Source organism: Acinetobacter terrestris (assembly GCF_004331155.1).
GTDB classification, from domain to species: Bacteria; Pseudomonadota; Gammaproteobacteria; order Pseudomonadales; family Moraxellaceae; genus Acinetobacter; species Acinetobacter terrestris.
In genome coordinates this window covers 63,198-84,546 of the sequence record NZ_SJNZ01000005.1, presented here as the reverse complement: position 1 = coordinate 84,546, position 21,349 = coordinate 63,198, and the positions used below count along the sequence as shown (strand labels likewise).

Below are 21,349 nucleotides of genomic sequence, written 5' to 3'. Positions count from 1 at the left end.
AACCACATGCCAAATGCATGTGGTTTTTTTAGGCATTAAGGAATGTATTTTTTCACCACACCGTCATCCAGTAACTGCTGGAAATGCTCAATTAAACTGGTTTCGATGTTGCGGTACTGCATGCCAAGTTCTTGCTGACTTTTGTTGGCATTAAAGTAGATGGGATAGCCCATATTCAGTTCAACAAATGATTTGGAAAAACCGGCCAAAGGGCCAAACAGTTTGAAAGCCGCTTTCGGGAGTTTATTACGTGGGAACGGGAACTTAGGCCCAAAGTTCTGACGTAAAATTTCCCCCATTTCCAGTAAGCTTAAAGTACCGCCACTAATAATATAGCGACCTTCGGCTTTAGGATTAAACGCGGCTTGAACGTGTGCTTCGGCAACATCACGGACATCGACAATGCCATTCCACATTGGCGGCACACCAAGTAAGGTCATGCCATTGGCAAATTGTTGTAGCACCTCTACACTGCCTGACTGGGTATTTGCAGTTAATGATGGACCGAGCACCAGCGCCGGGTTAATACAGACCAGGTCCCAACGTTGCTGTGCTTTTTGCATTTCCCATGCTTTGCGTTCTGCGATCACCTTGGAATACGGATAGGGTTGATGTGTTTCTGAACTGGTGGTATTCCAGTGCGATTCATCAAACTCATTCTTTGCGGTGTGTTGAATATCAATGGCATCGCCATAAGTTGCGGCAATACTCGAGGTCACAATCACACGTTTCACTGAATCGGTTTTATTGACACTGTTCAGCACATTTTCAGTGCCTAAAATAGCCGGTTCAATAATGTCTTTTAGCGCATCTTTAAAGTTATTCACCACAAAAGGAGATGCCATATGCAATACAATTTCACAGCCTTGCATGGCTTCATCAAATGAATGCGGTTCAAGCAGATTGGCTTTAAAAAGTTTAAGTGTGCCTATGGTTCCTGCTGCAATTTTATCTAAATGTGCAAAGCTTGGCTTTTTGTTGAGGTCACGAACAGTGGCATGTACGGTATGACCTTGCTCCAGTAAATTTTTAATCACCCAGCTGGCGATATAGCCTGTCGCACCGGTCACAAGAATGGGCGCAGCATGTTGTGGAGTCGTCATAAGTTAAACCATTGTTGTTTTTAAATTTGTATCTATCTTAGAGTGAAAGCGCAGACTTGTCTTTGGCGGATTGGTGCTTGTTTCAGCAATAATGTGTATATAGAAATGCTTTATGTGCGATTGGTAAATGCTCGACAGCTATTGAATGGGTTTAAACAAGACGCATGTGCTGCTGAACGATTGTCGGCTAAGACCGCTATCACGAAGTTAATACCATTTCGCTGATGGAATAAGAACTATTTGTAATCGTTACAAATCTTAAAAATACACTTTTACAATTTTAATAAGCCTTGAGAAAATGTCTTCAATTACGCAAAGGCTTATTTTTTATATGGAAAGTTTTGTTAAATACACTGCAAATGCGTATGTTTCTCATTTTAATTTTATAAAAATCATAAACTTACATAATTTTTATTTTGCATTCATGGCCGCTTTTGTCCATAATATTAGAAAAAGGGTATGGAGTAATTGAAATGCGTGGCAATCCAGAAGTCGTAGACTATCTAAATATGTTGATCGGTGGCGAACTGGCTGCTCGTGATCAATATTTGATTCATTCTCGTATGTACGAAGATTGGGGTTTAACCAAGATTTTCGAACGGATCGATCATGAAATGCAAGAAGAAGCAGCGCATGCCGATTCGATTATTCGCCGTGTATTATTCCTCGAAGGTACACCGAATATGAACCGTGATGACATCGAAACAGGTGAAGATGTTGTAACGTGTTTAAAAGCAGATTTAAAACTCGAATATCATGTACGTGAAAAACTGGCGCAAGGTGTAAAACTTTGCGAAGAAAAAGGCGATTACGTGACCCGTGATATGCTTCGTCAGCAAATGTCTGATACTGAAGAAGATCATACCTATTGGCTGGAAAAACAAATTCGTTTAATCGAGTTAATTGGTTTGCAAAACTATATTCAATCGCAAATGTAAGCTTAAATTTAAAAATAAAGAAGCCTGACAATAGTCGGGTTTTTTTGTATCTGCATTTTTATGATTTGAATTTTGTTGATTATTTGAGCCTAGCTATATTTTGTGGATTTTAAATATTTGAAGATTTATTTAGAAAACTTTTGAATGTCTGCCAAGACCTGAGCGGCATGCGATTGGGTATTTACACTGTTGTAGTGATAAACAATGGTTCCTTTAGGATCAATCAAAAAGCTTTCCCGTTTCGCAATTTTGGTGATGCCTAAGTTACGGACAATCCCGAATTGATTTGCCAACTGATGATTATTGTCAGCCAGGATTGGAAAAGGTAAACCTAACTTTTCTGAAAATTTTTGATGAGATTTGACATCATCCAGACTCACGCCCAGAACCACAGCATTACTTTTTAAAAATTGTGGATACAGTGCCTTGAATTGATTGGCTTCTTGGGTGCAGCCCGGTGAATTGTCTTTGGGATAAAAATACAGAACGATCCATTTGCCTTTATATTGGCTGAGTGAATGCCATTTGCTATTTTGATCCTGTAATTTAAACGCAGGTGCGGATTTACCCACCCATTGTTTTTGAGATGTTTCAGACTTTGAAAAAATGGAACTTTCAGCAGATGCAAATTGAGTCAGACTTAAGCTTAGACTTATACACAGCAAAGTGATTTTGCATAGTTTAGATTTGCATATTTTAGAAGCGTTCATAATATTCTGCATATTCTTTTTGTCAGGATCTCTGCAAATACTAACAAAATAATATTCATTAAACCTAGATTATTTTTGATGGATTTTGTGCAGTTTAAAAGCAATAAAATTTTATATACTGCAGTCAGTCTGAGCATAGATTTAAGGATTAACCTTGCAGCAACGTATTTTACTCATTACTGGCTGGGGCGGTGGCACCCAACTGCTTAATCCTTTAAAACAGGCCGTGCAACAACAAGGTCATCAAGTCGAATTGATCAATATCTTTAATGCCTTTGATGAGCAGATATTGCAGCAAAAGATTGAGCTGGCTAAACAGTTTGATGTCATTATGGGCTGGTCTTTAGGTGGGCAATTGGCTGCTTTGCTGGTGGATCAAATTGAACAGCAATATGCACAAAGAAAAATCCTGATCACGCTTGCTTCGAATCCCTGCTTTGTTGCAAATGATGAATGGCAAACGGCAATGGCTCAAGCAACTTTTCAGCAGTTTAAACAGTCCTTTGAACAGGATGCAATTGCGACATTAAAGAAATTTAGCTATATGGTGTGTCAGGGTGTGGAAACTACCAGGACCGATCTCATCACTTTGCAAAGTTTAATTCAGCCACAGCAAATTCAGCTGTTAAAGCAAGGTTTAAATTTGCTTGAGCAATTAAATGTTGCAGATATATTAAAAAATTATCGAGGGGAGCAATATCATTTGCTGGCGCAGCAAGATGCCTTAGTTAGCTGCAAAGTTATAGGTAATCTTCAAAATTTAAATGCAAAATTTTTAAAGGTTGACCTGATTTCAGGATCGCATGGATTTCCTGTCTTCCATCCAGAAGCAACAAGTGAAAAAATCTGTCAGTATTTAAAGAAAATAGAACAAACATCTTGAGAAATGGCTGATCTCGCAATTCCTTTTTGTTTGCTGGCAGTTTAAGATCTGAAATTAGGATTTTTATGTACTGTTAGAGGTAAGGATGACCGAGTTAACTGATCTGGAATTTGATCTTGAGCATATCTGGCATCCTTATACTTCCATGACGAAACCCTTGCCAACGTTTAAGGTCAAAAAGGCCTATGGTGCAATCATCGAACTGGAAGATGGACGGCAACTGATTGACGGCATGTCTTCCTGGTGGTGCGCGATTCATGGTTATAACCATCCTGAGCTGAACCAGGCAGTAACGGATCAATTACAAAAGATGTCGCACATCATGTTTGGTGGATTTACCCATGATCCTGCGATTGAACTCGGCAAGCTTCTGTTAAAAATAACACCGCCCAGTCTGGATAAAATTTTTTATGCAGACTCAGGATCGGTCGCTGTTGAAGTGGCGTTAAAGATGGCGGTTCAGTTTTGGACTTCGCAGGGAAAAAGTCAGAAGACCAATTTCGTGACCCCGCGTTCTGGCTATCACGGCGATACCTGGAATGCGATGTCCGTTTGCGATCCAGTTACGGGCATGCATCAGATTTTTGGTTCCAGTCTACCGAACCGTTTCTTTGTTCCGGCACCGCAAGTCGGTTTTTATAATGAATGGAATCAAGCAGATATTGCTGAATTAGGACAGGTCCTAAAAAATCATCATCAGACGATTGCCGGTTTGATTCTAGAACCTATCGTACAAGGCGCAGGCGGGATGCGCTTTTATCATCCTGAATATTTACGCCAAGCCAAACTGCTCTGTGAAAAATACCAAGTGCTGCTGATTTTTGATGAAATTGCCACCGGTTTTGGGCGTACCGGCAAGTTGTTTGCATGGGAACATGCACAGGTTGAACCGGATATTATGTGTATTGGTAAAGGGTTAACTGGAGGCTATATGACGCTTTCGGCCACCTTAACCACTAGGCATGTTGCGGAGATTATTAGCCAAGGTGAAGCCGGTGTATTCATGCATGGCCCAACCTTTATGGCGAATCCACTGGCATGTGCTGTTGCATTGAAAAGCACCGAAGTTTTATTGGCACAGGATTGGCAAGCGAATATTCAGCGGATTGAAAAACAGTTAGAGCAATATTTACAACCGCTGTCACAACTGGATTATGTGCAGGATGTGCGGGTACTAGGTGCTATTGGCGTGGTTGAACTGAGCTTTAATGTGGATATGAAAACCTTGCAACGACAGTTTGTTCAGCGCGGCATCTGGATTCGTCCATTTGGAAAACTGGTCTATGTGATGCCGCCTTATGTGATTAGTGAGCAAGAACTCAAGATCTTGTTGCAACAACTGGTTGAAGTGGTAGAACAGATGCAAGAGGTTTCAGCATGAAGCTGTTGAATGACTATGCAGCAAAACTGGATGAATTAAAACAGCAAGGCAATCTGCGCCAATTTACTTCCAATGTTCAGCAAGGCCGTTATATCGAAATTAACAACCAGAAGATGCTCAACCTTTCATCCAATGATTATTTGGGTTTGGCATCTGATATTAAACTTCGTGAACAGTTTTTTGATGAAACCCCAAATGAACTGCGGATCATGAGTTCATCTTCTTCACGTTTGCTGACGGGGAATTTCCCTGAATATGAACAACTGGAATCCAGTTTAAGTCAGGCTTTTCAGGGTCGTGCCGCACTGTTATTTAACAGTGGCTATCACATGAATATCGGGATTCTGCCTGCCTTAAGTGACAGTAAAACCTTAATTCTGGCAGATAAACTAATACATGCCAGCATGATTGATGGCATCCGTTTATCAACAGCGAAGTATGTGCGATATCGTCATAATGACCTGAAACATCTGAGCCAACTTTTACAGCAATACCATGCAGATGAAACATTCGATCGCATTATTGTGGTCACGGAATCCATTTTTAGCATGGATGGCAATGAGACCGATTTAGCTGAACTGGTTCGGATTAAAAAGCAATTTACTAAAGTCATGCTGTATGTCGATGAAGCGCATGCCATTGGAGTACGGGGTGAGCAGGGCTTGGGCTGCGCTGAACAATATGGCGTGATTGATGATATTGATTTGCTGGTGGGGACTTTTGGTAAGGCACTGGCATCGGTCGGTGGTTATCTGATTTGTCATCCGATCATTCGTGAATATCTGATTAATAGTATGCGACCGCTGATTTTCAGTACCGCACAGCCACCGATCTGTATGGCATGGACTGATTTTATTTTCCAAAAAGTGTTAACTTTAAAAAATCAGCGACAGCATTTAAAGAATATCAGCCAGTCCTTGCAGCAAGCGGTTCTGAGCAAAGGTTTTGATTGTCCTTCAACCTCGCATATTGTGCCGGTGATTATCGGAGAGTCACAAAAGACCGTGGATAAAGCCACGCAGCTACAGCGGGCTGGTTTTTATATCATGCCGGTTCGTCCGCCGACGGTACCAAAACACAGCTCAAGATTGCGTATTTCACTGACCACGCAAGTGAGCCAAACTGATCTCGATCAGCTTGTAGGATTGTTGTGAGTCTGCATGGTGAAGATTGATAAGTCACAAGTCGCGCAGCGCTTTGAAAAAGCAGCGCAAAGTTATACTCAACATGCGGTGGTGCAAAAACAGATTTGCCAGAATTTAATGGGGTTGATGCAAGAACACTTATCCGAAAACAGTTTGGATCGTGTTTTTGAAATTGGTTGTGGCTCAGGTAATTTAAGCCATTTGCTGATGCAGAATTTTCAAATCAAACAGCTGTTTTTAAATGACCTGTATCCTGAAGTTCAACAACATTTTTCTGATTCTAAAAGACTGCAATGGCTGATTGGCGATATTGAACAACTGGATTTCCCTCAATCCCTTGACCTGATCGCGTCCAGTTCAGCTTTGCAATGGATCTATGATTTAGATGCCATCTTTAAAAAATGTTTTGATGTGTTAACACAGCAAGGCTATTTGTGTATTTCGACCTTTGGTCAGCAGAATCTAAAAGAAATTAAGGCGCTTACTGGACAGGGTCTGAATTATCTCAGCATTGAATCTATTCAGGAAAAGTTGATGCAGCAGAATTTTGAAATCCTGCATCTTTCAGAGAATATTGAAACCCTGACATTTTCACATCCCAAACAAGTACTGCAACATTTAAAAGCTACAGGCGTGACTGCAACCGCATCGCAGCATCGTTGGAGCAAACAGTCTTTGCAGCATTTTTATCAAGATTATCAGCAATTTTCAGAGCTTGATCAGTGTGGTCAGCGCCATTATCAGCTGAGCTATCATCCTATTTATTGCATTGCACGGAGCAAGCCATGACAGCACCCGTTTATTTTATTAGCGGTATTGATACCGGCATTGGCAAGACCTATACCACGGGTTATCTGGCAAAATTATGGAATGCGCAGGGCAAGAAAACCATTACTCAAAAGCTGATTCAAACCGGCAATAGCGATATTTCTGAAGATATCGAACAGCACCGTAAAATGATGCAGATGGGCTGGTTTCCCGAAGATGAAAGCAAGCTGACCATGCCTGAAATTTTTACTTACCCCGCCTCGCCACATTTGGCGACTAAAATTGATGGTCGCGAAATTGATTTCCAGAAAATTGAAGATGCGACTCAGCAATTGGCTCATAAATATGAGGTGGTTTTGCTGGAGGGTGCAGGCGGTTTGATGGTGCCTTTAACCACTGAATTGCTGACGATTGATTATCTGGCTGAAAAGAAATTTCCTGTGATTTTGGTCAGTTCAGGCCGTTTAGGCAGTATTAATCATACTTTGCTCAGCTTGGAAGCTTTGAAAAGTCGTGGTTTGGAACTTTATGCATTAGCTTATAACTTGAATGATGAATCGCAAGACCCGCTTATTTCTAAAGATACGTCGGACTATTTAAAAGCGTATTTGGCCATACATTTCCCGAATGCACAGTGGATAGATATTCCGGTGTTGTAAAGGCTTTCTCTTTTTCTGGAAGATAATAAAAAAAAGCCACTCAAATGAGTGGCTTTCCTTTTAAAGGGCATTTAAGAATTAAAATTTCTTAAAGCCTTTGTTCAAGCCAAAAGGTTTGCGTTGTGCAAATTTATCTGTAGGGCGGTTTTGGTTTTCAAAGGTATTGCCATTACGCTCAGTAGGCGCACGGTTGCCACGATCATCGCCACGCGGTTCTGAACGATCATTACGAGTGTTAAAACGGTTATCGCTAGTGCCTTCTGTACGAACAGGACGACTATTGAAACGGTTGTCGCTGCGGTTATCAGTACGGCCATTTTCAGGGCTGGCTTGACGCTGGTCACGACGCTGTTCCGGTTGCGCTTCACCTTCGTTATCACGGCGTTGCTGACGTAAATAACCACCACGACGTGCAGCCATTGGTTTTTCTTGCATACGTTCGTTACGGCGTTTTGCCATGCCGAATAAGCCAGTACCTTGACGTGGTTTCAACTCAACAGATTTGGTCAAGTTATCGATATCACCTTTATCAAGCTCAATCCAACGACCCGTACGAAGTTCGCGAGGTAGAATTACAGTGCCATAACGGGTACGAAGCAAGCGGCTGACTTTAAGACCTTGCGATTCGAAAATACGACGAACTTCGCGGTTACGGCCTTCTTTTACCACCACTTGATACCAGCGGTTAATCCCTTCACCACCAATTTCAGAGAATGATTCAAATTTTGCCGGACCATCATCCAGAACAACACCTTCAGTCATGTTCTTTTTGAGTTGTGGTGTTACTTCACCCATCACACGCACAGCATATTCACGTTCAATTTCATTTGAAGGGTGCATTAAGCGGTTTGCCAATTCACCATCGTTTGTGAACAACAATAGACCGGTTGAGTTGATGTCTAGACGACCGACCATCACCCAACGATCGCCCGGAATAGACGGCAATTGTTCAAATACGGTTGGACGGTTTTCAGGGTCGCTGCGTGAGCAAATTTCGCCTTCAGGCTTATAATAAATAATCACACGACGACGAATTTCGTCTTCAATTTGGAATGCAACTTTACGACCATCGATGCGAAGCTCATCACCTGGTTCAATGCGTTCACCCACTTGGGCAACACGTCCGTTGATACTTACACGACCAGCGGCAATGACTTCTTCCATATAACGGCGAGAACCCAAACCAACGCGTGCAAGCACCTTTTGTAATTTTTCACTCATGACAGCATAACCTTAGAAATTATCATCAACAGTTCACCTATCTATGACTTCGGTGCGTGAGCATCGAGGGCCATAAAAGCTTCCTTGGCATCCTGCAGGGGAGGCAATTGACCTAAAGACGACAGGCCAAATGCATTTAAAAATTGTGGCGTTGTAACTAACAACGCGGGTCTTCCAGGGAGTTCTCTGAATCCGGACTCTTTAATCCAATTCCAGTCAAACAAAGATCTTAGTATTTGACTATTGTTAGAAACCCCACGAATCTGTTCAATATCTGCTCGGGTTACTGGTTGATGGTAAGCAATCACAGCAATGGTTTCGAGCAGGGTTGGCGATAAGCGAGTTGGTCGCTCTGGCCAAACCTGGGTAATGATATTGCGATATTTAGCACGAACCTGAAAACGGAAACCTTGTGCTGTTTCCACCAGTTCGATTGATCTGCCATGTTGTAGCATAGCAAGCTGTTGCAAGAATTGACGCAATTCCTGTTTAGTATACTGATTTTGGAACGCTTCTTTTAAACGTGCAAGCGAAACGGCAGCTTCACTGGCAAAAATAATCGCTTCCAGTTGCATCAAAACTTCATGTTGGTTATCTAGAACAGACAGAGCTGTGGCTTGATTATCAATCATGCTGGTACTCCTTGAATCGCAAGTGGCGCTTCAATACCTGTTGCAATAATATTCACTTTTTGCTGGCGTGTGAGTTCTAAAATGGCCATAAAGGTGACCACCATGCCCATACGCCCTTGACTCGGTTTCAGCAAGGCTTCGAAATGCAGGATTTCACCTGACTGTAAGCGGCTTTCAATAAAGGCAATGCGCTCTTCAAGCAGTACCGGTTCTTGCTGAATTTGATGGATCACCGGTTCTGGTCGGTTAAACACGCAAAATAAGGCATCGCGTAACAGACCAATATCGTAGCCTTCGTTGTTTTGTGCAATCTGACCGAGGCTTACATTGGTCGGGAAGGTGTCGCGTTCTAAAACGGGCATCTGGCCCAAACGTTCAGCCGCCTGTTTCACCCGCAAATAGGTTTCCAGACGGTCAATCAGTTGTTGTTTTGGATCTTTCTCAATCACAATGAATGAATTTGTTTTTGGTAGCAAAAGCCGTGATTTAAGATCGGCCAATAACGCCGCCATCACCATATAATCTGCCGTTAATTCAATATTGAGAGACTTCATTGCATCCATATAGGATAAATACTGGGCTGCAATTGGGGCAATATCAAGTTGTAATAAGTCGAAACCGCTTTTTTGAATCAGGTAAATCAGAAAGTCGAGTGGTCCTTCGAAATGCTCTAAAAGAATTTCGAATGCAGCAGGAGGAATATACAAATCCTCTGGAATTGATTCTTGCCACTCATCCATGACTCGGATGGGTGAAGCTTGCTCCATAGGATTATGGATCGGTTGATTCATTACAGTTATAGGCCACGCGAATTTTCAAAGGCATGCAGGAGGCTTTTGCTTCGATCTCGCATCGAAAGAAAAAAGCACATAATTAATCTGCGTAGTCTAAAGGAAAATGGAGTTCAAATAAATTACAAAAGCTAACAAATGGCAAAAAAACCTAAAATAAATAGGGAATTTTGATTTAAGTAAAAACAATACTCTTGATGTCATTGTTCGATATATATTTTACTGGCAGTAAAGAAATTCTTTAAGCAAAATAAAATCAAGAAAATGCAGTGTGATCAGCGATGAAAAATTATCAAAAAAAACAAGAAAATGAATATGGTCAAATGATTGGGACGCCAGTACCCAATCCTTTAGCTGTGCATCTTTTGGCAGAAAATTTATATGGACACAGTGCGACACTCCATGATTTGTCTGTAACCACACCCAGTGAAGAGCATTTTAAGCAAATTTGGCAATGTGTAAAAACCGAAGTGGATCGCAGTTGCTGGACCTATTTACCTTATCCGGCTTTTGAAACCGAAGATGAATTACGAAGCGCTTTAAAGAATCATTTTGGTTTTAATGGAGCAACCCATTATTTAATTGAAGTGAACCACGCTATGGTGGGATGGGTGGGCTTAATTAATCAATGTCCTGCGGATCAGGTCATAGAAATTGGCAACGTCTATTTTTCGCATCAGATGAAACAGTCTACCGCCTCGACTGAAGTGATTTATCTATTATTAAAAACATGTTTTGAGCAAAGCTTTCGTCGGGTGGAATGGAAATGTGATGAATTGAATCATCCCTCAAAACGTGCAGCATTACGTTTTGGCTTTCAGTATGAAGGAACCTTTCGTCAACATCGTATCGCCAAAGGCCAAAACCGTAATACTGCTTGGTTTTCAATTCTGGATGAAGAATGGCCGGAATTAGAAAAGGCCTATCTGGCTTGGCTAAAAGCGGATAATTTTGATATTGAGGGGGCAGCAGATCAAGAAATTAAAAGACCTTATGGATTTATATAAAGTCGGTTTATCTAAATAAGCATTTGGCTTATTTCAGTTGTCCCGTATTTATTGCAAATTCAACAATACGTTGCGATGTATCGCGGATGCATAAATTTTGATTCGTACACTGTGCCAATAATTCATCGACAATGGAGATGTCCAGAAAGTATTCGAATACCTTATTTTCGATACTGATAATTTTTGCATCCTCCGAACTGGAAAGAACTTGAGCCTCGGATTCTAATGTCCAAGGACGCTCGACATAAATGCTATCGTGTTCAGAGAATTGCTGAATATTGACCAAGACATGAAATAAGTCCATTTAATTCATCTCCAATTTCTATCTTTATTTTTTAATTCATTCCAAAAAATAAGCGCTTATTCGAAAGCGCTTACATCTCCAACACCTCGACGGATCACTTCGGGATGATCACCGGATAAATCAACAATACTGGTGGTGTTTAAAATACCTAAACCTCCATCAACAAATACATCAATACGTTTGCCCAATTCCATTTCAATATCATAAGGATCATCTAAAGGATCTGTATGGTCGGGAAGAATCAGGGTACTGGTTAAAAGCGGTTCACCCAATTCCTTCAGTAACATCCGGCAAATCGGGTTACTCGGAATACGAAGTCCAATGGTTTTCTTTTTCGGGTGCATCAGGCGTTTAGGCACTTCGCTGGTCGCAGGTAATATAAAGGTGGTCACAGCGGGAGTGTTACTTTTCAGCAACCGGTACATGGCGTTGTCTACTTTGGCATAAGTGGCAATGTCGGATAAGTCACAACACAGAATCGCATATTGATGTTTCGGTCCCAAGCCACGAATCTGGGCAATCCGTTCCATGGCATTTTTATTCCCAATCTGGCAACCAATTGCATAAGCAGCATCGGTCGGGTAAACCACCACATCGCCTGCACGAATACGTTCTACCGCCTGCGTGATCAAACGCGGTTGAGGGTTATCAGGATGTACTCTTAAATGAAGCATATTTATTCTCTCCCGACTTATTTTTAGACATTATCTGTTGAATTTACAAAGTCTTGCAATCAGGCTTTGATGATTTTATGTAATTCAGCCTAACATTTCACGTCGAAACTCATCACTTTGTAATGTTTTGCCACTTCTTGTGCAGCTACAGATACACTGAATCAAGTGCGCAGCATCACGCGGAAGTTTGGCTTCTCCATTAAAATATCGCTGAACTTGAGCATAAACATTGTCTTTAAATGTCGCGCCATCACCGCTATCGCCGGTTAAATTATCCAAGGATACCCGGAATTTTCTGCCGAAAGCTTGAGAAAACAACCATTCAATGGCTTGCGGTTTAATTTCCACCTGTTCAAATAATGCCTGTTGCTCGGCAGTTCGGCCATCAGGTGCATACCAGTAACCTAAATCTGCCAATAAGCGTCTTTTGTCGCCAGCAATGCTCCAATGGCTGATTTCATGCAATGCACTATTAAAGAAACCGTGTGCGAACTGAATTCGGGCAGGGAGGTCTTTAGTCGCTGGAAAATATTCAGGTTCAAAATCACCACGAACAAGCATCACATTTAAGTGGGAAAACCAGTGATTAAAGTGTAATATAAGCCAATCTACTGGTTGAACTTCTGTTTGCAAATTAGCCCAAGGTGAGAGTTGCACATGGTCTAAAAAAACTGCAGGACTTGAGGTTGAATGAGTGGTTAACCGTAATGAAGTGGTGACTTCAGGTTGCGGCTGCAACTGATGCATGACTTGTATTACCCAAATGATCTGTCTAAATAAGTACAAAATTGTATCTTAATCTTTGACAGAGTACCCATGAATTTGTAGAATTGCCGCCTTAATTATGTCAGCAAATACCTTTCCGGCACAGATTGAGCCGTTTAAATGGGCTGAGCAAGGCTTTACATGGTCAGGTACCCTGCCATTGTCTCGCTTTGTTCGCATTTCCCGTGAAGCTGTTGGATCAATTGATCATCAATTGATTAACATAGACTGTAAGCTATCAATGGATGCGTATCATCGTATCGTATGGTTAGATGGTCATGTTGAAACGAAAGTCCCAATGGAATGTCAGCGTTGTCTGCAGTCCGTTGAAATTCCTCTCGTTTCAGACTTTCATTTAGCGCTTGTGGATGATGAATCACTGATAGAGCGCTTGGATGAGGATGCTGATTTCATCGTCTTAGGCGAAGGTGAAGCAACGACAAAAGGTAGCATTGATGCGCCTGCGTCGGCTGATTTACTCGCGCTGATAGAAGATGAATTGTTATTGTTGATGCCATTGTCTCCCAAGCATGATGTTTGTGTACATAAGCATCAACCCGCCGATGAAGACATTGCCGAAGAAAAACGGGATAATCCGTTTGATGTTTTGGCAGGTTTGAAGGGTAAACTTAACTAATTTTTGTGTTATACTGTAAAGTATAAGACAACTGAATTTGTTCTGATCCATTTTTTCGATCTTTGTAAGGAGCCATCATGGCCGTTCAGCAAAACCGTAAAAGTCGCTCTCGCCGTGACATGCGCCGTTCACATGACGCTTTAACCGAGAATGCATTAACTGTAGACCAAACATCTGGTGAAACTCACCGTCGTCACCACGTGACTAAAGATGGTATCTACCGTGGTCGTCAATTATTCGCTAAAGCAGCTGCTGCTGAATAATTGGTGATGTATTAAGCGTCAAGCTTAGTAGAAAAAATGGGAGCGAAAGCTCCCTTTTTTTGTTGCCGTTTTTTGTTGTATTTGGCAATTACCAAAACAAAAATTAAGTGTTAAATTTCGCTTCGTAAACGAGCTTAGACTCATGAAAGGATTTTTATATGTCTGCTAAAAGACTCGATCAAGCCGCTCAAGCGACAAAAACTGCATTTGTTTTTCCTGGTCAAGGTTCACAAAAAGTTGGCATGTTGGCTGAACTTGCAGAACAGTTTAGTGGTGTGACCGACACTTTTGCTGAAGCTTCAGAAGCGATTGGTTTTGATTTATGGCACATTGCTCAAAGTGGTGAAGGCTTAAACCAAACAGAATTTACACAACCTGTATTGCTGACTGCAAGTATCGCCTTATGGCGCGTGTGGTTGGAATTGGGTGGTGTTGCACCAAAATATCTTGCAGGTCACTCACTGGGTGAGTACAGCGCACTGGTTGCTGCAGGGGCAATGAGCCTTGGCGATGCAGTAAAACTTGTGAATTTGCGTGGCAAACTCATGCAGGATGCTGTTCCTCAAGGGCAGGGCGCAATGGCTGCTATTTTAGGTCTAGATGACGCTAAAGTAATTCAACTTTGCGAGCAGGTAAATGCACAAGGTTTGGGTTCGGTTGAAGCTGCAAATTATAATGCTCAAGGTCAAGTAGTCATTGCTGGTGATAAAGCACCTGTAGAAGCGGTGATGGCTGCGGCCAAAGAACAGTCAGGTAAAGCGATTGCATTACCGGTCTCTGTTCCGTCACATTGTTCACTGATGAAACCTGCGGCTGAAAAGTTTGCAGCAGCTTTGGAACAAACTGCCATTGAGCTGCCTGGCTTTCCTGTAATACAAAATGTCAACGCGGAAATCGCAACGGATGTGGCAGGCGTACGTCAGGCATTGACTGCACAATTGTATCAATCTGTGCAATGGACCAAGACCATGCAATACCTGCAAGACCAAGGGGTGCAATATATGGTTGAATGTGGTCCGGGCAATGTCCTTGCCAATCTTGCGAAGCGTTTACCAAATATCGAAAAAGCATTTCCACTGGACAGCAAGAGTCGTCTTGAGGATGCATTAAATGCCATTTTGGTGGCGGAAGGGAAAATTGCATGACACAAGAACGTAAAGTCGCATTGGTCACAGGTGCGAGCCGAGGGATTGGAGCTGCCATTGCTCAGCAATTAATTTTAGACGGTTATTTTGTGGTGGGTACCGCAACGTCTGAAGCAGGCGCAGAAAAATTATCTGCAAGCTTCGCTGAAAATGGTGCTGGTGCAGTGCTTGATGTGCGTGATGCGACCGCCATTGATGCCTTGGTTACAGATATTGAACAAAAGTATGGTCCTGTTCTTGCACTGGTCAACAATGCTGGAATTACCAAAGATAATTTGTTACTGCGTATGTCTGAAGATGACTGGGACGATATTCTCAATATTCATTTGAAAGCCGTATACCGTCTATCTAAGCGTGTTTTAAAAGGCATGACCCGAGCACGTTTTGGACGAATTATTAATATCAGTTCTGTCGTTGCCCACTTTGCAAATCCGGGACAAGCCAACTATTCTGCTGCAAAAGCAGGGATAGAAGCATTTGGCCGTAGCCTTGCAAAAGAAATGGGTAGTCGCCAAATTACGGTGAATGCTGTTGCGCCAGGTTTTATTGCAACAGAAATGACAGAACAGTTAAGTGAAGAAATTCGTAAGAAAATGAGTGATCAAGTGGCATTAAACCGTTTAGGTGACCCACAAGATATCGCGAATGCAGTGAGCTTTCTGGCTAGCGAGAAGGCAAGTTACATCACTGGTACTGTTTTACATGTGAATGGCGGTTTGTACATGAGCTAATTAGCTGATGTATAAACTTTCAAAAACTTAGATATTCAATTAAACTAACGGCATTAAAAACGCCACAAGCAATGAGGAGAATTCCTGTGAGCGATATCGAACTACGTATCAAACAAGCGGTTGCAGAACAACTTGGTCTTAAAGCTGAAGAGATTAAAAACGAAGCATCTTTCATGGATGATTTGGGTGCTGATTCTTTGGACTTAGTTGAGCTTGTTATGTCTTTCGAAAATGATTTTGACATCACTATCCCTGATGAAGATTCTAACGAAATCACAACTGTTCAATCAGCAATTGACTATGTTTCTAAGAAACTAGGTTAATCGTTGTTTCAGCTTTGCTGAAAATAAAAAAGCCACCTTTTAGGTGGCTTTTTTATTGCAAAATGAAAACTGTTTTAAACAGCTTTCATTACATATCGTTACGTTCGGTTCACCAAAGACAATCTTTCTTTTGGGTAAATTTTAGGTATAAAAATAGAACACTATTTTTTTAAATAGCATAAATAACAATATGGAGAAATAAAATGGGTCTTTTTGATTTTGTAAAAGGAATTGGTAAGAAAAATACAGCACCCGCTGAACCACAGGCAACTCCAGCAGCTTCAACTACTCCCGCAGAGCCATCTGCACAAGAAATCGCAAATAAACTGCTCGGACATATCAAAGCTTTGGGTTTGCCTGTAACCGGCTTGTCTGTGAGTTATAACGGGACTTCTGATCTAGCCACCATTAAAGGGCAAGTACAAAGCCAAGCAGACCGTGAAAAAATTGTATTGGCGGTAGGGAATGTCGATCATGTCGCTAAGGTCGATGATCAGATGACTGTTGCAACGCCTGAACCCGCAAGCAAATTTTATACGGTTAAATCTGGCGATACCTTGTCTAAAATTTCAAAAGAATATTATGGTGATAGCAATCAATATAATAAAATTTTTGAAGCCAACCGTCCTTTGTTAAAAAATGCCGATGACATTTATCCAGGACAGGTACTTCGTATTCCTGCCTAAACTGGGATGAATAAAAAAAAGCGCGGAGAGCGCTTTTTTTTATATTTTATCAAAATTTGTGCTGTAGTTTCCGTCTGGCAAGTTGTTCTCTGCCTAAAAAAACCGTAGGGTTTAAATGATAGTGTTGCACCAAAATCTGGATCAGTTTTTGCCGGTTGTCTTTATTCAACATATTCAGATCAATATGTGCCATTTTATAGTGCTTGCGAAATTCAGGTTTTAAAATAAAGCCGATACTGCATCTTTTCCACTCTTGCTGGCTTAATCCTTTTGTTATTAGGGGCTTAAGCAGACGATACTTTGAGGCATGTGAGGAGTAGAGTTGGGCTTTACACAGCGTATTACGCTGCACCATGCTACTCAGCTTTATTCCAATACTTTGTATGGAGATGGTCTGGCTGGTGACCACAAGTTTCATATTCATGGCAACGCAAGCCAGCATGAAGATGAGCGACACCATTAACCAACTTGACAGGGATTGAGCTAATAAATACTGAATCAGACTACTAATATCTTGAACCATATTGAAGTTATTGAGTGAGTGCTGAGCTAAAACAATAAATATGGCAGGGATAAAGATCAGCCCAATGAAATAACGCGGCAGATAGTGACATTGAAATAGGGGATATTCAGTTGCTGTGTCCATGAACCCTCACCTCAAAAAAAATATAGATAGGGTGTGACTGTTATTTCTAGTGCGCGACTGTTCCATTACGAGACAGAACGTACCTAGAGACAGGAAATACCTAGAATTGTTATAAACTTGACTCCAATTAAATTGCATATTGATTTTTAACGCTTGTTTTAACAAATTATTTTCTTAAATTTTTTCTTTTATTGGTCTTTGCTGTATTCATCTATTTTAAGTTTTTAGGTTGACTTGGGTTTAGCTGTTTTTGTTGTAGATTTGAGTATGAAAGTAAATCCTGTTAGGTAACTTTCTTGATTTAAATTTTTCCTCTTTCTTATTTTTATATCGAATTTCGTTGTCTATATTTCACTGTGGCGTGATTTAATATTAGGTATTTAAACTAAATTTATTTGATTATTTAGGCACAACTTTTGCTATTTCTTATTAAATTTATTTTAATGAATGGTAAAAAAAATGGACTATCAAATTCATCAATGTACAGAAAATACAGCAGCCGAGTTCCTGATTTTATCTTCAGGTTTGGGTGGTCATGCGAGTTTTTGGAAACCACAAATTGAGGCATTAACCCAATATTTTCATGTGTTGAGTTATGACCAGGAAGGCTGCCATGCAGATTCCGGTCTTCTAGCCGATGAGTATTCAATTACCGATCTGGCAAAACAGTTACTGGAAATTATAAAACTGGAAAAAATTCAGGATTTTCATTTTATTGGACATGCCATTGGCGGATTTATTGGAGCAGAACTGGCGGTATTAATAAAGTCATCTGAAGCGACATTATTAAGTCTGACTTGTATCAATTCATGGGATGAGCTCGATCCGCATACCCAAAAATGTTTTGAAGCCCGGATTCATTTATTAAAATCAGCAGGTTCTGAAGCTTATGTACGGGCGCAGGGGCTATTTTTATATCCACCGGCATGGATTTCAAAAAATCACCAGCATTTAAATACGCTGGAAAATATTCAACTTGAAGATTTTCCACCGGCTGCAAATATATTGAAGCGCATTGAGGCTGCACAGAAATTCAGGATCGATGAGCAGCACATACAAGCCTTGCAATATAGCCAATTACATTTCATTGCCAATCAGGATGATTTTTTAGTGCCCGGCCACAAGTCGAGTGATCTGCAACAGAGACTGGGTCATGGGCAACTGAATGTGCTTGCTACAGGTGCACATGCATCTACGGTCACAGAGCCTGAATTATTGAATAAAACCATGCTGCAGTTTTTTAAAAATCATTTTTTGAAGTGATTTCACTGTCGAATTAAGCAGGCTTATTAATAGTCATAACCCGTAAATTATTGATCAAACCGTGATTTTAAGATCACGGTTTTTTAATTCATTTTTTCATAAAAATAATTCGATATCGATCAATGCCGCATTTTCAAATTTTAAAGATTATGCATTTTTTTGGAGCCATTATCGCTAAAACAGTGCAGGTATTTTGTTGTGTATTTTACTGTTTGTTAAAATAAAATATTTACAAATTATTGAAAAATATAATTTTAATAATGTTGGCATAGCATTTGCTAAATATTAACTATAAAAGTTCAAGTGGGTTGCTTGAAGCATGTTTATAACCAAATGGTAAAAATGAGGTGTTAATAATGAAAATAGGCGTCTTTTGTCCAATCGGAAATAATGGCTGGTTACTGTCTGAAAATGCACCGCAATATAAACCCAGTTTTGAAATGAACAAGCAAATTGTGCAACGTGCAGAACATTATGGTTTTGACTTTGCACTCTCGATGATCAAGCTGCGTGGCTTTGGCGGGAAAACCGAATTTTGGGATCATAACCTCGAGACATTTACTTTAATGGCGGGGCTGGCTGCAGTGACCAGCAAAATTAAAATTTATGCGACAGCGGCAACTTTGGTGATGCCACCTGCAATTGTGGCACGTATGGCATCCACCATTGACTCCATTTCCAATGGGCGTTTTGGACTAAATGTAGTAACGGGATGGCAAGCGCCTGAATATAAACAAATGGGTATGTGGCCGGGCGATGAATACTTTGCCAAACGTTATGACTATTTATCTGAATATGTCGAAATTTTACGTGAGCTTTGGGCGACTGGAAAATCGGACTTTAAGGGTGAACATTTCCAGATGGATGATTGCCGGGTAAGTCCAGTTCCACAAGCCGATATGAAAATCATCTGTGCAGGGCAATCCGATACGGGGCTAGAGTTCTCCGCTAAATATGCAGATTACAATTTTGTCTTTGGTAAAGGCTTAAATACACCGAAGGCGTATGCAGACATCAATGATCGCTTAAAGGTATATACCGATAAAACAGGCCGCGATGTGCAAACCTATGTGCTCTTTATGGTGATTGCCGCAGAGACAGATGAAGCAGCCTTTGCAAAATGGCAAAGCTATAACGATGGAGCCGATGTCGAGGCGATTAACTGGCTGATGAATCAAGGCGGAAAAGATACCAAATCTGGCGCCGATACCAACATTCGTCAAATGGCATCCAGTGTTTCACCCGTCAATATCAACATGGGCACCATTGTCGGTTCTTTTGAAAATGTCGCAAAAATGCTGGATGAAATTGCTGAAATCGAAGGAACTGAAGGCATTCTTTTAACCTTTGATGATTTTATTCAAGGCGTAGAAAATTTTGGCCAAAAAATTCAGCCTTTGATGAAATGCCGTGAGCATATTGTGGTTGAAGGTGAAGCAACTCAAGTTTCAGTCTTGGAGAAGTCAGCATGAATATGAATAAATCTGTAGAAAATGTGGTTTGTGCAGGATTTACTCAAGCCGCTGGTACTGGAAAAGTATTAAAGGCACAACCTGAAGCAATTCAACTGGCAGCTGAGCAAACCGCATTAATCGTAATAGACATGCAAAATGCCTATACCTCAAAAGGCGGTTATTTAGACTTGGCGGGTTTTGACGTTTCAAAAACCAAGCCTGTTGTGGAGAACATCAAAAAAGCAGTCGATGCCGCACATGCGTCAAACATTCAGGTGATTTATTTCAAAAATGGCTGGGATGATCAGTATGTGGAAGCGGGTGGTATCAATTCCCCGAATTTTCATAAATCCAACGCCTTAAAAACCATGCGTCAGCAGCCTGAATTACAAGGGAAATTACTCGCAAAAGGCGGTTGGGACTTTGAACTGATTGATGAACTCATACCCTTGGCTCAAGACATCGTGATTGAAAAACCCCGTTATAGCGGTTTCTTTAATACAGCACTAGACAGCATGCTCAGAAGTCGTGGCATTCGTAATCTGGTGTTTGTCGGGATTGCCACCAATGTCTGTGTGGAATCAACTTTAAGAGACGGTTTTTTTCTGGAGTATTTTGGCGTAGCACTGGGTGATGCCTGTTATCAGGCAGGACCGATTGAGGCGCATGAAGCCAGTTTATATAACATTAAAACCTTCTTTGGTTGGGTGTCGGACACAGCAAACTTTGTCGAAACCTTTCAAACCAACTCCAATCTTTTAGAAAAATCAGCTTAAAACTTCATAGGGGAGCATCATGCCAAAAGAAATTATTTTACCCGCAGGAACAGGAAAACCATTGGCACCGTACGTACCTGCAACCAAAGCGGACAATATTGTTTATGTGTCAGGCACTTTGGCCTTTGATGAAAATAACAATGTCGTGCATGTGGGAGATGCCGCAGCACAAACCCGTCATATTTTGCAAACCATCAAAAAAGTCATTGAAACTGCGGGTGGGACCATGGATGACGTGACCTTTAATCATGTCTTTGTCAAAGACTGGGCCGATTATGCTGCCATCAATACCGTCTATGCGGAGTATTTTCCGGGTGATAAACCGGCACGCTATTGCGTACAGACGGGCTTGGTGAAACCCGATGCTCTAGTTGAAATTGCATCTATTGCCCATGTTTAAATCAAAAAATTCTTAAAAAAACAGATGTAAATAATATCCATACA

Annotated in this window: 26 protein-coding genes; 17 read left to right on the top strand and 9 right to left on the bottom strand. The window is 41.1% G+C overall.

Features of this window, described 5'->3' with window-relative positions; genetic code table 11:
• Window positions 1–35: 35 nt before the first annotated feature.
• Window positions 36–1,103 carry an SDR family oxidoreductase gene (locus E0H81_RS04485; RefSeq protein ID WP_131316859.1) on the bottom strand — a complete coding sequence of 356 codons (1,068 nt, stop codon included), beginning with the start codon at window positions 1,101–1,103 and terminating at the stop codon, window positions 36–38.
• Between the two features lie 473 nt (window positions 1,104–1,576).
• On the opposite strand from E0H81_RS04485, the gene ftn reads away from it, so the two are divergent.
• Window positions 1,577–2,041 carry a heteropolymeric bacterioferritin subunit Ftn gene (gene ftn / locus E0H81_RS04480; protein ID WP_131268826.1) on the top strand — a complete coding sequence of 155 codons (465 nt, stop codon included), beginning with the start codon at window positions 1,577–1,579 and terminating at the stop codon, window positions 2,039–2,041.
• Window positions 2,042–2,166: 125 nt separating this feature from the next.
• Here the strand turns inward: ftn and E0H81_RS04475 are convergent, their stop codons facing one another.
• The gene (locus E0H81_RS04475) at window positions 2,167–2,751 is read right to left on the bottom strand and encodes a peroxiredoxin (RefSeq protein ID WP_171458570.1); all 585 of its coding nucleotides are present in this window, start codon (window positions 2,749–2,751) and stop codon (window positions 2,167–2,169) included.
• A gap of 154 nt (window positions 2,752–2,905) precedes the next feature.
• Here E0H81_RS04475 and E0H81_RS04470 point away from each other — a divergent pair, with 154 nt between their 5' ends.
• From E0H81_RS04470 to bioD, 5 genes are all read left to right on the top strand, one after another.
• On the top strand, window positions 2,906–3,634 hold the full coding sequence (locus E0H81_RS04470; RefSeq protein ID WP_131316857.1) for an alpha/beta hydrolase family protein: 729 nt from the start codon (window positions 2,906–2,908) through the stop codon (window positions 3,632–3,634).
• A gap of 85 nt (window positions 3,635–3,719) precedes the next feature.
• The gene (gene bioA / locus E0H81_RS04465; protein ID WP_131316855.1) at window positions 3,720–5,015 is read left to right on the top strand and encodes an adenosylmethionine--8-amino-7-oxononanoate transaminase; all 1,296 of its coding nucleotides are present in this window, start codon (window positions 3,720–3,722) and stop codon (window positions 5,013–5,015) included.
• Window positions 5,012–6,169 carry an 8-amino-7-oxononanoate synthase gene (locus tag E0H81_RS04460; RefSeq protein WP_131316853.1) on the top strand — a complete coding sequence of 386 codons (1,158 nt, stop codon included), beginning with the start codon at window positions 5,012–5,014 and terminating at the stop codon, window positions 6,167–6,169. The genes bioA and E0H81_RS04460 overlap by 4 nt, the downstream gene beginning before the upstream one ends.
• A 6-nt stretch (window positions 6,170–6,175) precedes the next feature.
• Complete coding sequence (gene bioC, locus E0H81_RS04455) at window positions 6,176–6,949, top strand: malonyl-ACP O-methyltransferase BioC (protein WP_131316851.1); 774 nt, start codon at window positions 6,176–6,178, stop codon at window positions 6,947–6,949.
• The gene (bioD, locus tag E0H81_RS04450; RefSeq protein ID WP_131316849.1) at window positions 6,946–7,587 is read left to right on the top strand and encodes a dethiobiotin synthase; all 642 of its coding nucleotides are present in this window, start codon (window positions 6,946–6,948) and stop codon (window positions 7,585–7,587) included. The genes bioC and bioD overlap by 4 nt, the downstream gene beginning before the upstream one ends.
• Before the next feature lie 78 nt (window positions 7,588–7,665).
• Here bioD and rluB read toward each other — a convergent pair whose 3' ends face one another.
• From rluB to E0H81_RS04435, 3 genes are read right to left on the bottom strand one after another with little or no spacing between them, the layout of a single operon-like run.
• On the bottom strand, window positions 7,666–8,808 hold the full coding sequence (gene rluB / locus E0H81_RS04445; protein WP_131316847.1) for a 23S rRNA pseudouridine(2605) synthase RluB: 1,143 nt from the start codon (window positions 8,806–8,808) through the stop codon (window positions 7,666–7,668).
• Window positions 8,809–8,849: 41 nt separating this feature from the next.
• Complete coding sequence (gene scpB / locus E0H81_RS04440) at window positions 8,850–9,440, bottom strand: SMC-Scp complex subunit ScpB (protein WP_131316845.1); 591 nt, start codon at window positions 9,438–9,440, stop codon at window positions 8,850–8,852.
• Entirely contained in the window at window positions 9,437–10,231 is a 795-nt protein-coding gene (locus E0H81_RS04435; RefSeq protein ID WP_131316843.1) for a segregation and condensation protein A, read from the bottom strand. Before E0H81_RS04435 ends, scpB begins: the two co-directional genes overlap by 4 nt.
• 281 nt (window positions 10,232–10,512) lie before the next feature.
• Here E0H81_RS04435 and E0H81_RS04430 point away from each other — a divergent pair, with 281 nt between their 5' ends.
• Window positions 10,513–11,238 (top strand): GNAT family N-acetyltransferase, encoded by a 726-nt coding sequence (locus E0H81_RS04430; protein WP_131316841.1) that lies wholly within the window; start codon window positions 10,513–10,515, stop codon window positions 11,236–11,238.
• 28 nt (window positions 11,239–11,266) lie between these two features.
• Here the strand turns inward: E0H81_RS04430 and E0H81_RS04425 are convergent, their stop codons facing one another.
• The 3 genes from E0H81_RS04425 to E0H81_RS04415 all read right to left on the bottom strand — a co-directional run bounded on the left by E0H81_RS04425 (window position 11,267) and on the right by E0H81_RS04415 (window position 12,963).
• The gene (locus E0H81_RS04425) at window positions 11,267–11,542 is read right to left on the bottom strand and encodes a hypothetical protein (RefSeq protein WP_131316839.1); all 276 of its coding nucleotides are present in this window, start codon (window positions 11,540–11,542) and stop codon (window positions 11,267–11,269) included.
• 56 nt (window positions 11,543–11,598) lie between these two features.
• The gene (locus tag E0H81_RS04420; RefSeq protein ID WP_131316837.1) at window positions 11,599–12,216 is read right to left on the bottom strand and encodes an L-threonylcarbamoyladenylate synthase; all 618 of its coding nucleotides are present in this window, start codon (window positions 12,214–12,216) and stop codon (window positions 11,599–11,601) included.
• Window positions 12,217–12,300: 84 nt separating this feature from the next.
• The gene (locus E0H81_RS04415) at window positions 12,301–12,963 is read right to left on the bottom strand and encodes an elongation factor P hydroxylase (protein WP_131316835.1); all 663 of its coding nucleotides are present in this window, start codon (window positions 12,961–12,963) and stop codon (window positions 12,301–12,303) included.
• Window positions 12,964–13,060: 97 nt separating this feature from the next.
• On the opposite strand from E0H81_RS04415, the gene E0H81_RS04410 reads away from it, so the two are divergent.
• From E0H81_RS04410 to lysM, 6 genes are all read left to right on the top strand, one after another.
• Window positions 13,061–13,618, top strand: coding sequence for a YceD family protein (locus E0H81_RS04410; protein ID WP_131316833.1), 558 nt, complete (start codon window positions 13,061–13,063; stop codon window positions 13,616–13,618).
• 77 nt (window positions 13,619–13,695) lie between these two features.
• Window positions 13,696–13,881 carry a 50S ribosomal protein L32 gene (gene rpmF, locus E0H81_RS04405; protein ID WP_131316831.1) on the top strand — a complete coding sequence of 62 codons (186 nt, stop codon included), beginning with the start codon at window positions 13,696–13,698 and terminating at the stop codon, window positions 13,879–13,881.
• Between the two features lie 158 nt (window positions 13,882–14,039).
• Complete coding sequence (gene fabD, locus E0H81_RS04400; protein WP_131316829.1) at window positions 14,040–15,026, top strand: ACP S-malonyltransferase; 987 nt, start codon at window positions 14,040–14,042, stop codon at window positions 15,024–15,026.
• Window positions 15,023–15,757 (top strand): 3-oxoacyl-ACP reductase FabG, encoded by a 735-nt coding sequence (fabG, locus tag E0H81_RS04395; protein ID WP_131268711.1) that lies wholly within the window; start codon window positions 15,023–15,025, stop codon window positions 15,755–15,757. The genes fabD and fabG overlap by 4 nt, the downstream gene beginning before the upstream one ends.
• Window positions 15,758–15,843: 86 nt before the next feature.
• Complete coding sequence (gene acpP, locus E0H81_RS04390; protein ID WP_004651013.1) at window positions 15,844–16,080, top strand: acyl carrier protein; 237 nt, start codon at window positions 15,844–15,846, stop codon at window positions 16,078–16,080.
• A gap of 203 nt (window positions 16,081–16,283) precedes the next feature.
• On the top strand, window positions 16,284–16,766 hold the full coding sequence (gene lysM, locus E0H81_RS04385; RefSeq protein WP_131316827.1) for a peptidoglycan-binding protein LysM: 483 nt from the start codon (window positions 16,284–16,286) through the stop codon (window positions 16,764–16,766).
• Window positions 16,767–16,815: 49 nt separating this feature from the next.
• Here the strand turns inward: lysM and E0H81_RS04380 are convergent, their stop codons facing one another.
• Window positions 16,816–17,412: a hypothetical protein gene (locus E0H81_RS04380; RefSeq protein ID WP_131316825.1), complete on the bottom strand. Its 597-nt coding sequence runs from the start codon at window positions 17,410–17,412 to the stop codon at window positions 16,816–16,818.
• Between the two features lie 459 nt (window positions 17,413–17,871).
• On the opposite strand from E0H81_RS04380, the gene rutD reads away from it, so the two are divergent.
• The 4 genes from rutD to rutC all read left to right on the top strand — a co-directional run bounded on the left by rutD (window position 17,872) and on the right by rutC (window position 21,305).
• On the top strand, window positions 17,872–18,675 hold the full coding sequence (gene rutD, locus E0H81_RS04375; RefSeq protein ID WP_131316823.1) for a pyrimidine utilization protein D: 804 nt from the start codon (window positions 17,872–17,874) through the stop codon (window positions 18,673–18,675).
• 356 nt (window positions 18,676–19,031) lie between these two features.
• Entirely contained in the window at window positions 19,032–20,147 is a 1,116-nt protein-coding gene (rutA, locus tag E0H81_RS04370; protein WP_131316821.1) for a pyrimidine utilization protein A, read from the top strand.
• Window positions 20,148–20,149: 2 nt separating this feature from the next.
• Window positions 20,150–20,905 (top strand): pyrimidine utilization protein B, encoded by a 756-nt coding sequence (gene rutB / locus E0H81_RS04365; RefSeq protein ID WP_131316947.1) that lies wholly within the window; start codon window positions 20,150–20,152, stop codon window positions 20,903–20,905.
• A gap of 19 nt (window positions 20,906–20,924) precedes the next feature.
• Complete coding sequence (rutC, locus tag E0H81_RS04360; protein ID WP_131270989.1) at window positions 20,925–21,305, top strand: pyrimidine utilization protein C; 381 nt, start codon at window positions 20,925–20,927, stop codon at window positions 21,303–21,305.
• The last annotated feature ends 44 nt before the right edge of the window (window positions 21,306–21,349 follow it).

Coding starts and splice junctions, on each gene's coding strand:
- E0H81_RS04485 (WP_131316859.1), bottom strand. CDS start 1,103: ATGACGACTCCACAACATGCTGCGCCCATTCTTGTGACCGGTGCGACA.
- ftn (WP_131268826.1), top strand. CDS start 1,577: ATGCGTGGCAATCCAGAAGTCGTAGACTATCTAAATATGTTGATCGGT.
- E0H81_RS04475 (WP_171458570.1), bottom strand. CDS start 2,751: ATGAACGCTTCTAAAATATGCAAATCTAAACTATGCAAAATCACTTTG.
- bioA (WP_131316855.1), top strand. CDS start 3,720: ATGACCGAGTTAACTGATCTGGAATTTGATCTTGAGCATATCTGGCAT.
- E0H81_RS04460 (WP_131316853.1), top strand. CDS start 5,012: ATGAAGCTGTTGAATGACTATGCAGCAAAACTGGATGAATTAAAACAG.
- bioC (WP_131316851.1), top strand. CDS start 6,176: ATGGTGAAGATTGATAAGTCACAAGTCGCGCAGCGCTTTGAAAAAGCA.
- bioD (WP_131316849.1), top strand. CDS start 6,946: ATGACAGCACCCGTTTATTTTATTAGCGGTATTGATACCGGCATTGGC.
- rluB (WP_131316847.1), bottom strand. CDS start 8,808: ATGAGTGAAAAATTACAAAAGGTGCTTGCACGCGTTGGTTTGGGTTCT.
- scpB (WP_131316845.1), bottom strand. CDS start 9,440: ATGATTGATAATCAAGCCACAGCTCTGTCTGTTCTAGATAACCAACAT.
- E0H81_RS04435 (WP_131316843.1), bottom strand. CDS start 10,231: ATGAATCAACCGATCCATAATCCTATGGAGCAAGCTTCACCCATCCGA.
- E0H81_RS04430 (WP_131316841.1), top strand. CDS start 10,513: ATGAAAAATTATCAAAAAAAACAAGAAAATGAATATGGTCAAATGATT.
- E0H81_RS04425 (WP_131316839.1), bottom strand. CDS start 11,542: ATGGACTTATTTCATGTCTTGGTCAATATTCAGCAATTCTCTGAACAC.
- E0H81_RS04420 (WP_131316837.1), bottom strand. CDS start 12,216: ATGCTTCATTTAAGAGTACATCCTGATAACCCTCAACCGCGTTTGATC.
- E0H81_RS04415 (WP_131316835.1), bottom strand. CDS start 12,963: ATGCATCAGTTGCAGCCGCAACCTGAAGTCACCACTTCATTACGGTTA.
- E0H81_RS04410 (WP_131316833.1), top strand. CDS start 13,061: ATGTCAGCAAATACCTTTCCGGCACAGATTGAGCCGTTTAAATGGGCT.
- rpmF (WP_131316831.1), top strand. CDS start 13,696: ATGGCCGTTCAGCAAAACCGTAAAAGTCGCTCTCGCCGTGACATGCGC.
- fabD (WP_131316829.1), top strand. CDS start 14,040: ATGTCTGCTAAAAGACTCGATCAAGCCGCTCAAGCGACAAAAACTGCA.
- fabG (WP_131268711.1), top strand. CDS start 15,023: ATGACACAAGAACGTAAAGTCGCATTGGTCACAGGTGCGAGCCGAGGG.
- lysM (WP_131316827.1), top strand. CDS start 16,284: ATGGGTCTTTTTGATTTTGTAAAAGGAATTGGTAAGAAAAATACAGCA.
- E0H81_RS04380 (WP_131316825.1), bottom strand. CDS start 17,412: ATGGACACAGCAACTGAATATCCCCTATTTCAATGTCACTATCTGCCG.
- rutD (WP_131316823.1), top strand. CDS start 17,872: ATGGACTATCAAATTCATCAATGTACAGAAAATACAGCAGCCGAGTTC.
- rutA (WP_131316821.1), top strand. CDS start 19,032: ATGAAAATAGGCGTCTTTTGTCCAATCGGAAATAATGGCTGGTTACTG.
- rutB (WP_131316947.1), top strand. CDS start 20,150: ATGAATAAATCTGTAGAAAATGTGGTTTGTGCAGGATTTACTCAAGCC.
- rutC (WP_131270989.1), top strand. CDS start 20,925: ATGCCAAAAGAAATTATTTTACCCGCAGGAACAGGAAAACCATTGGCA.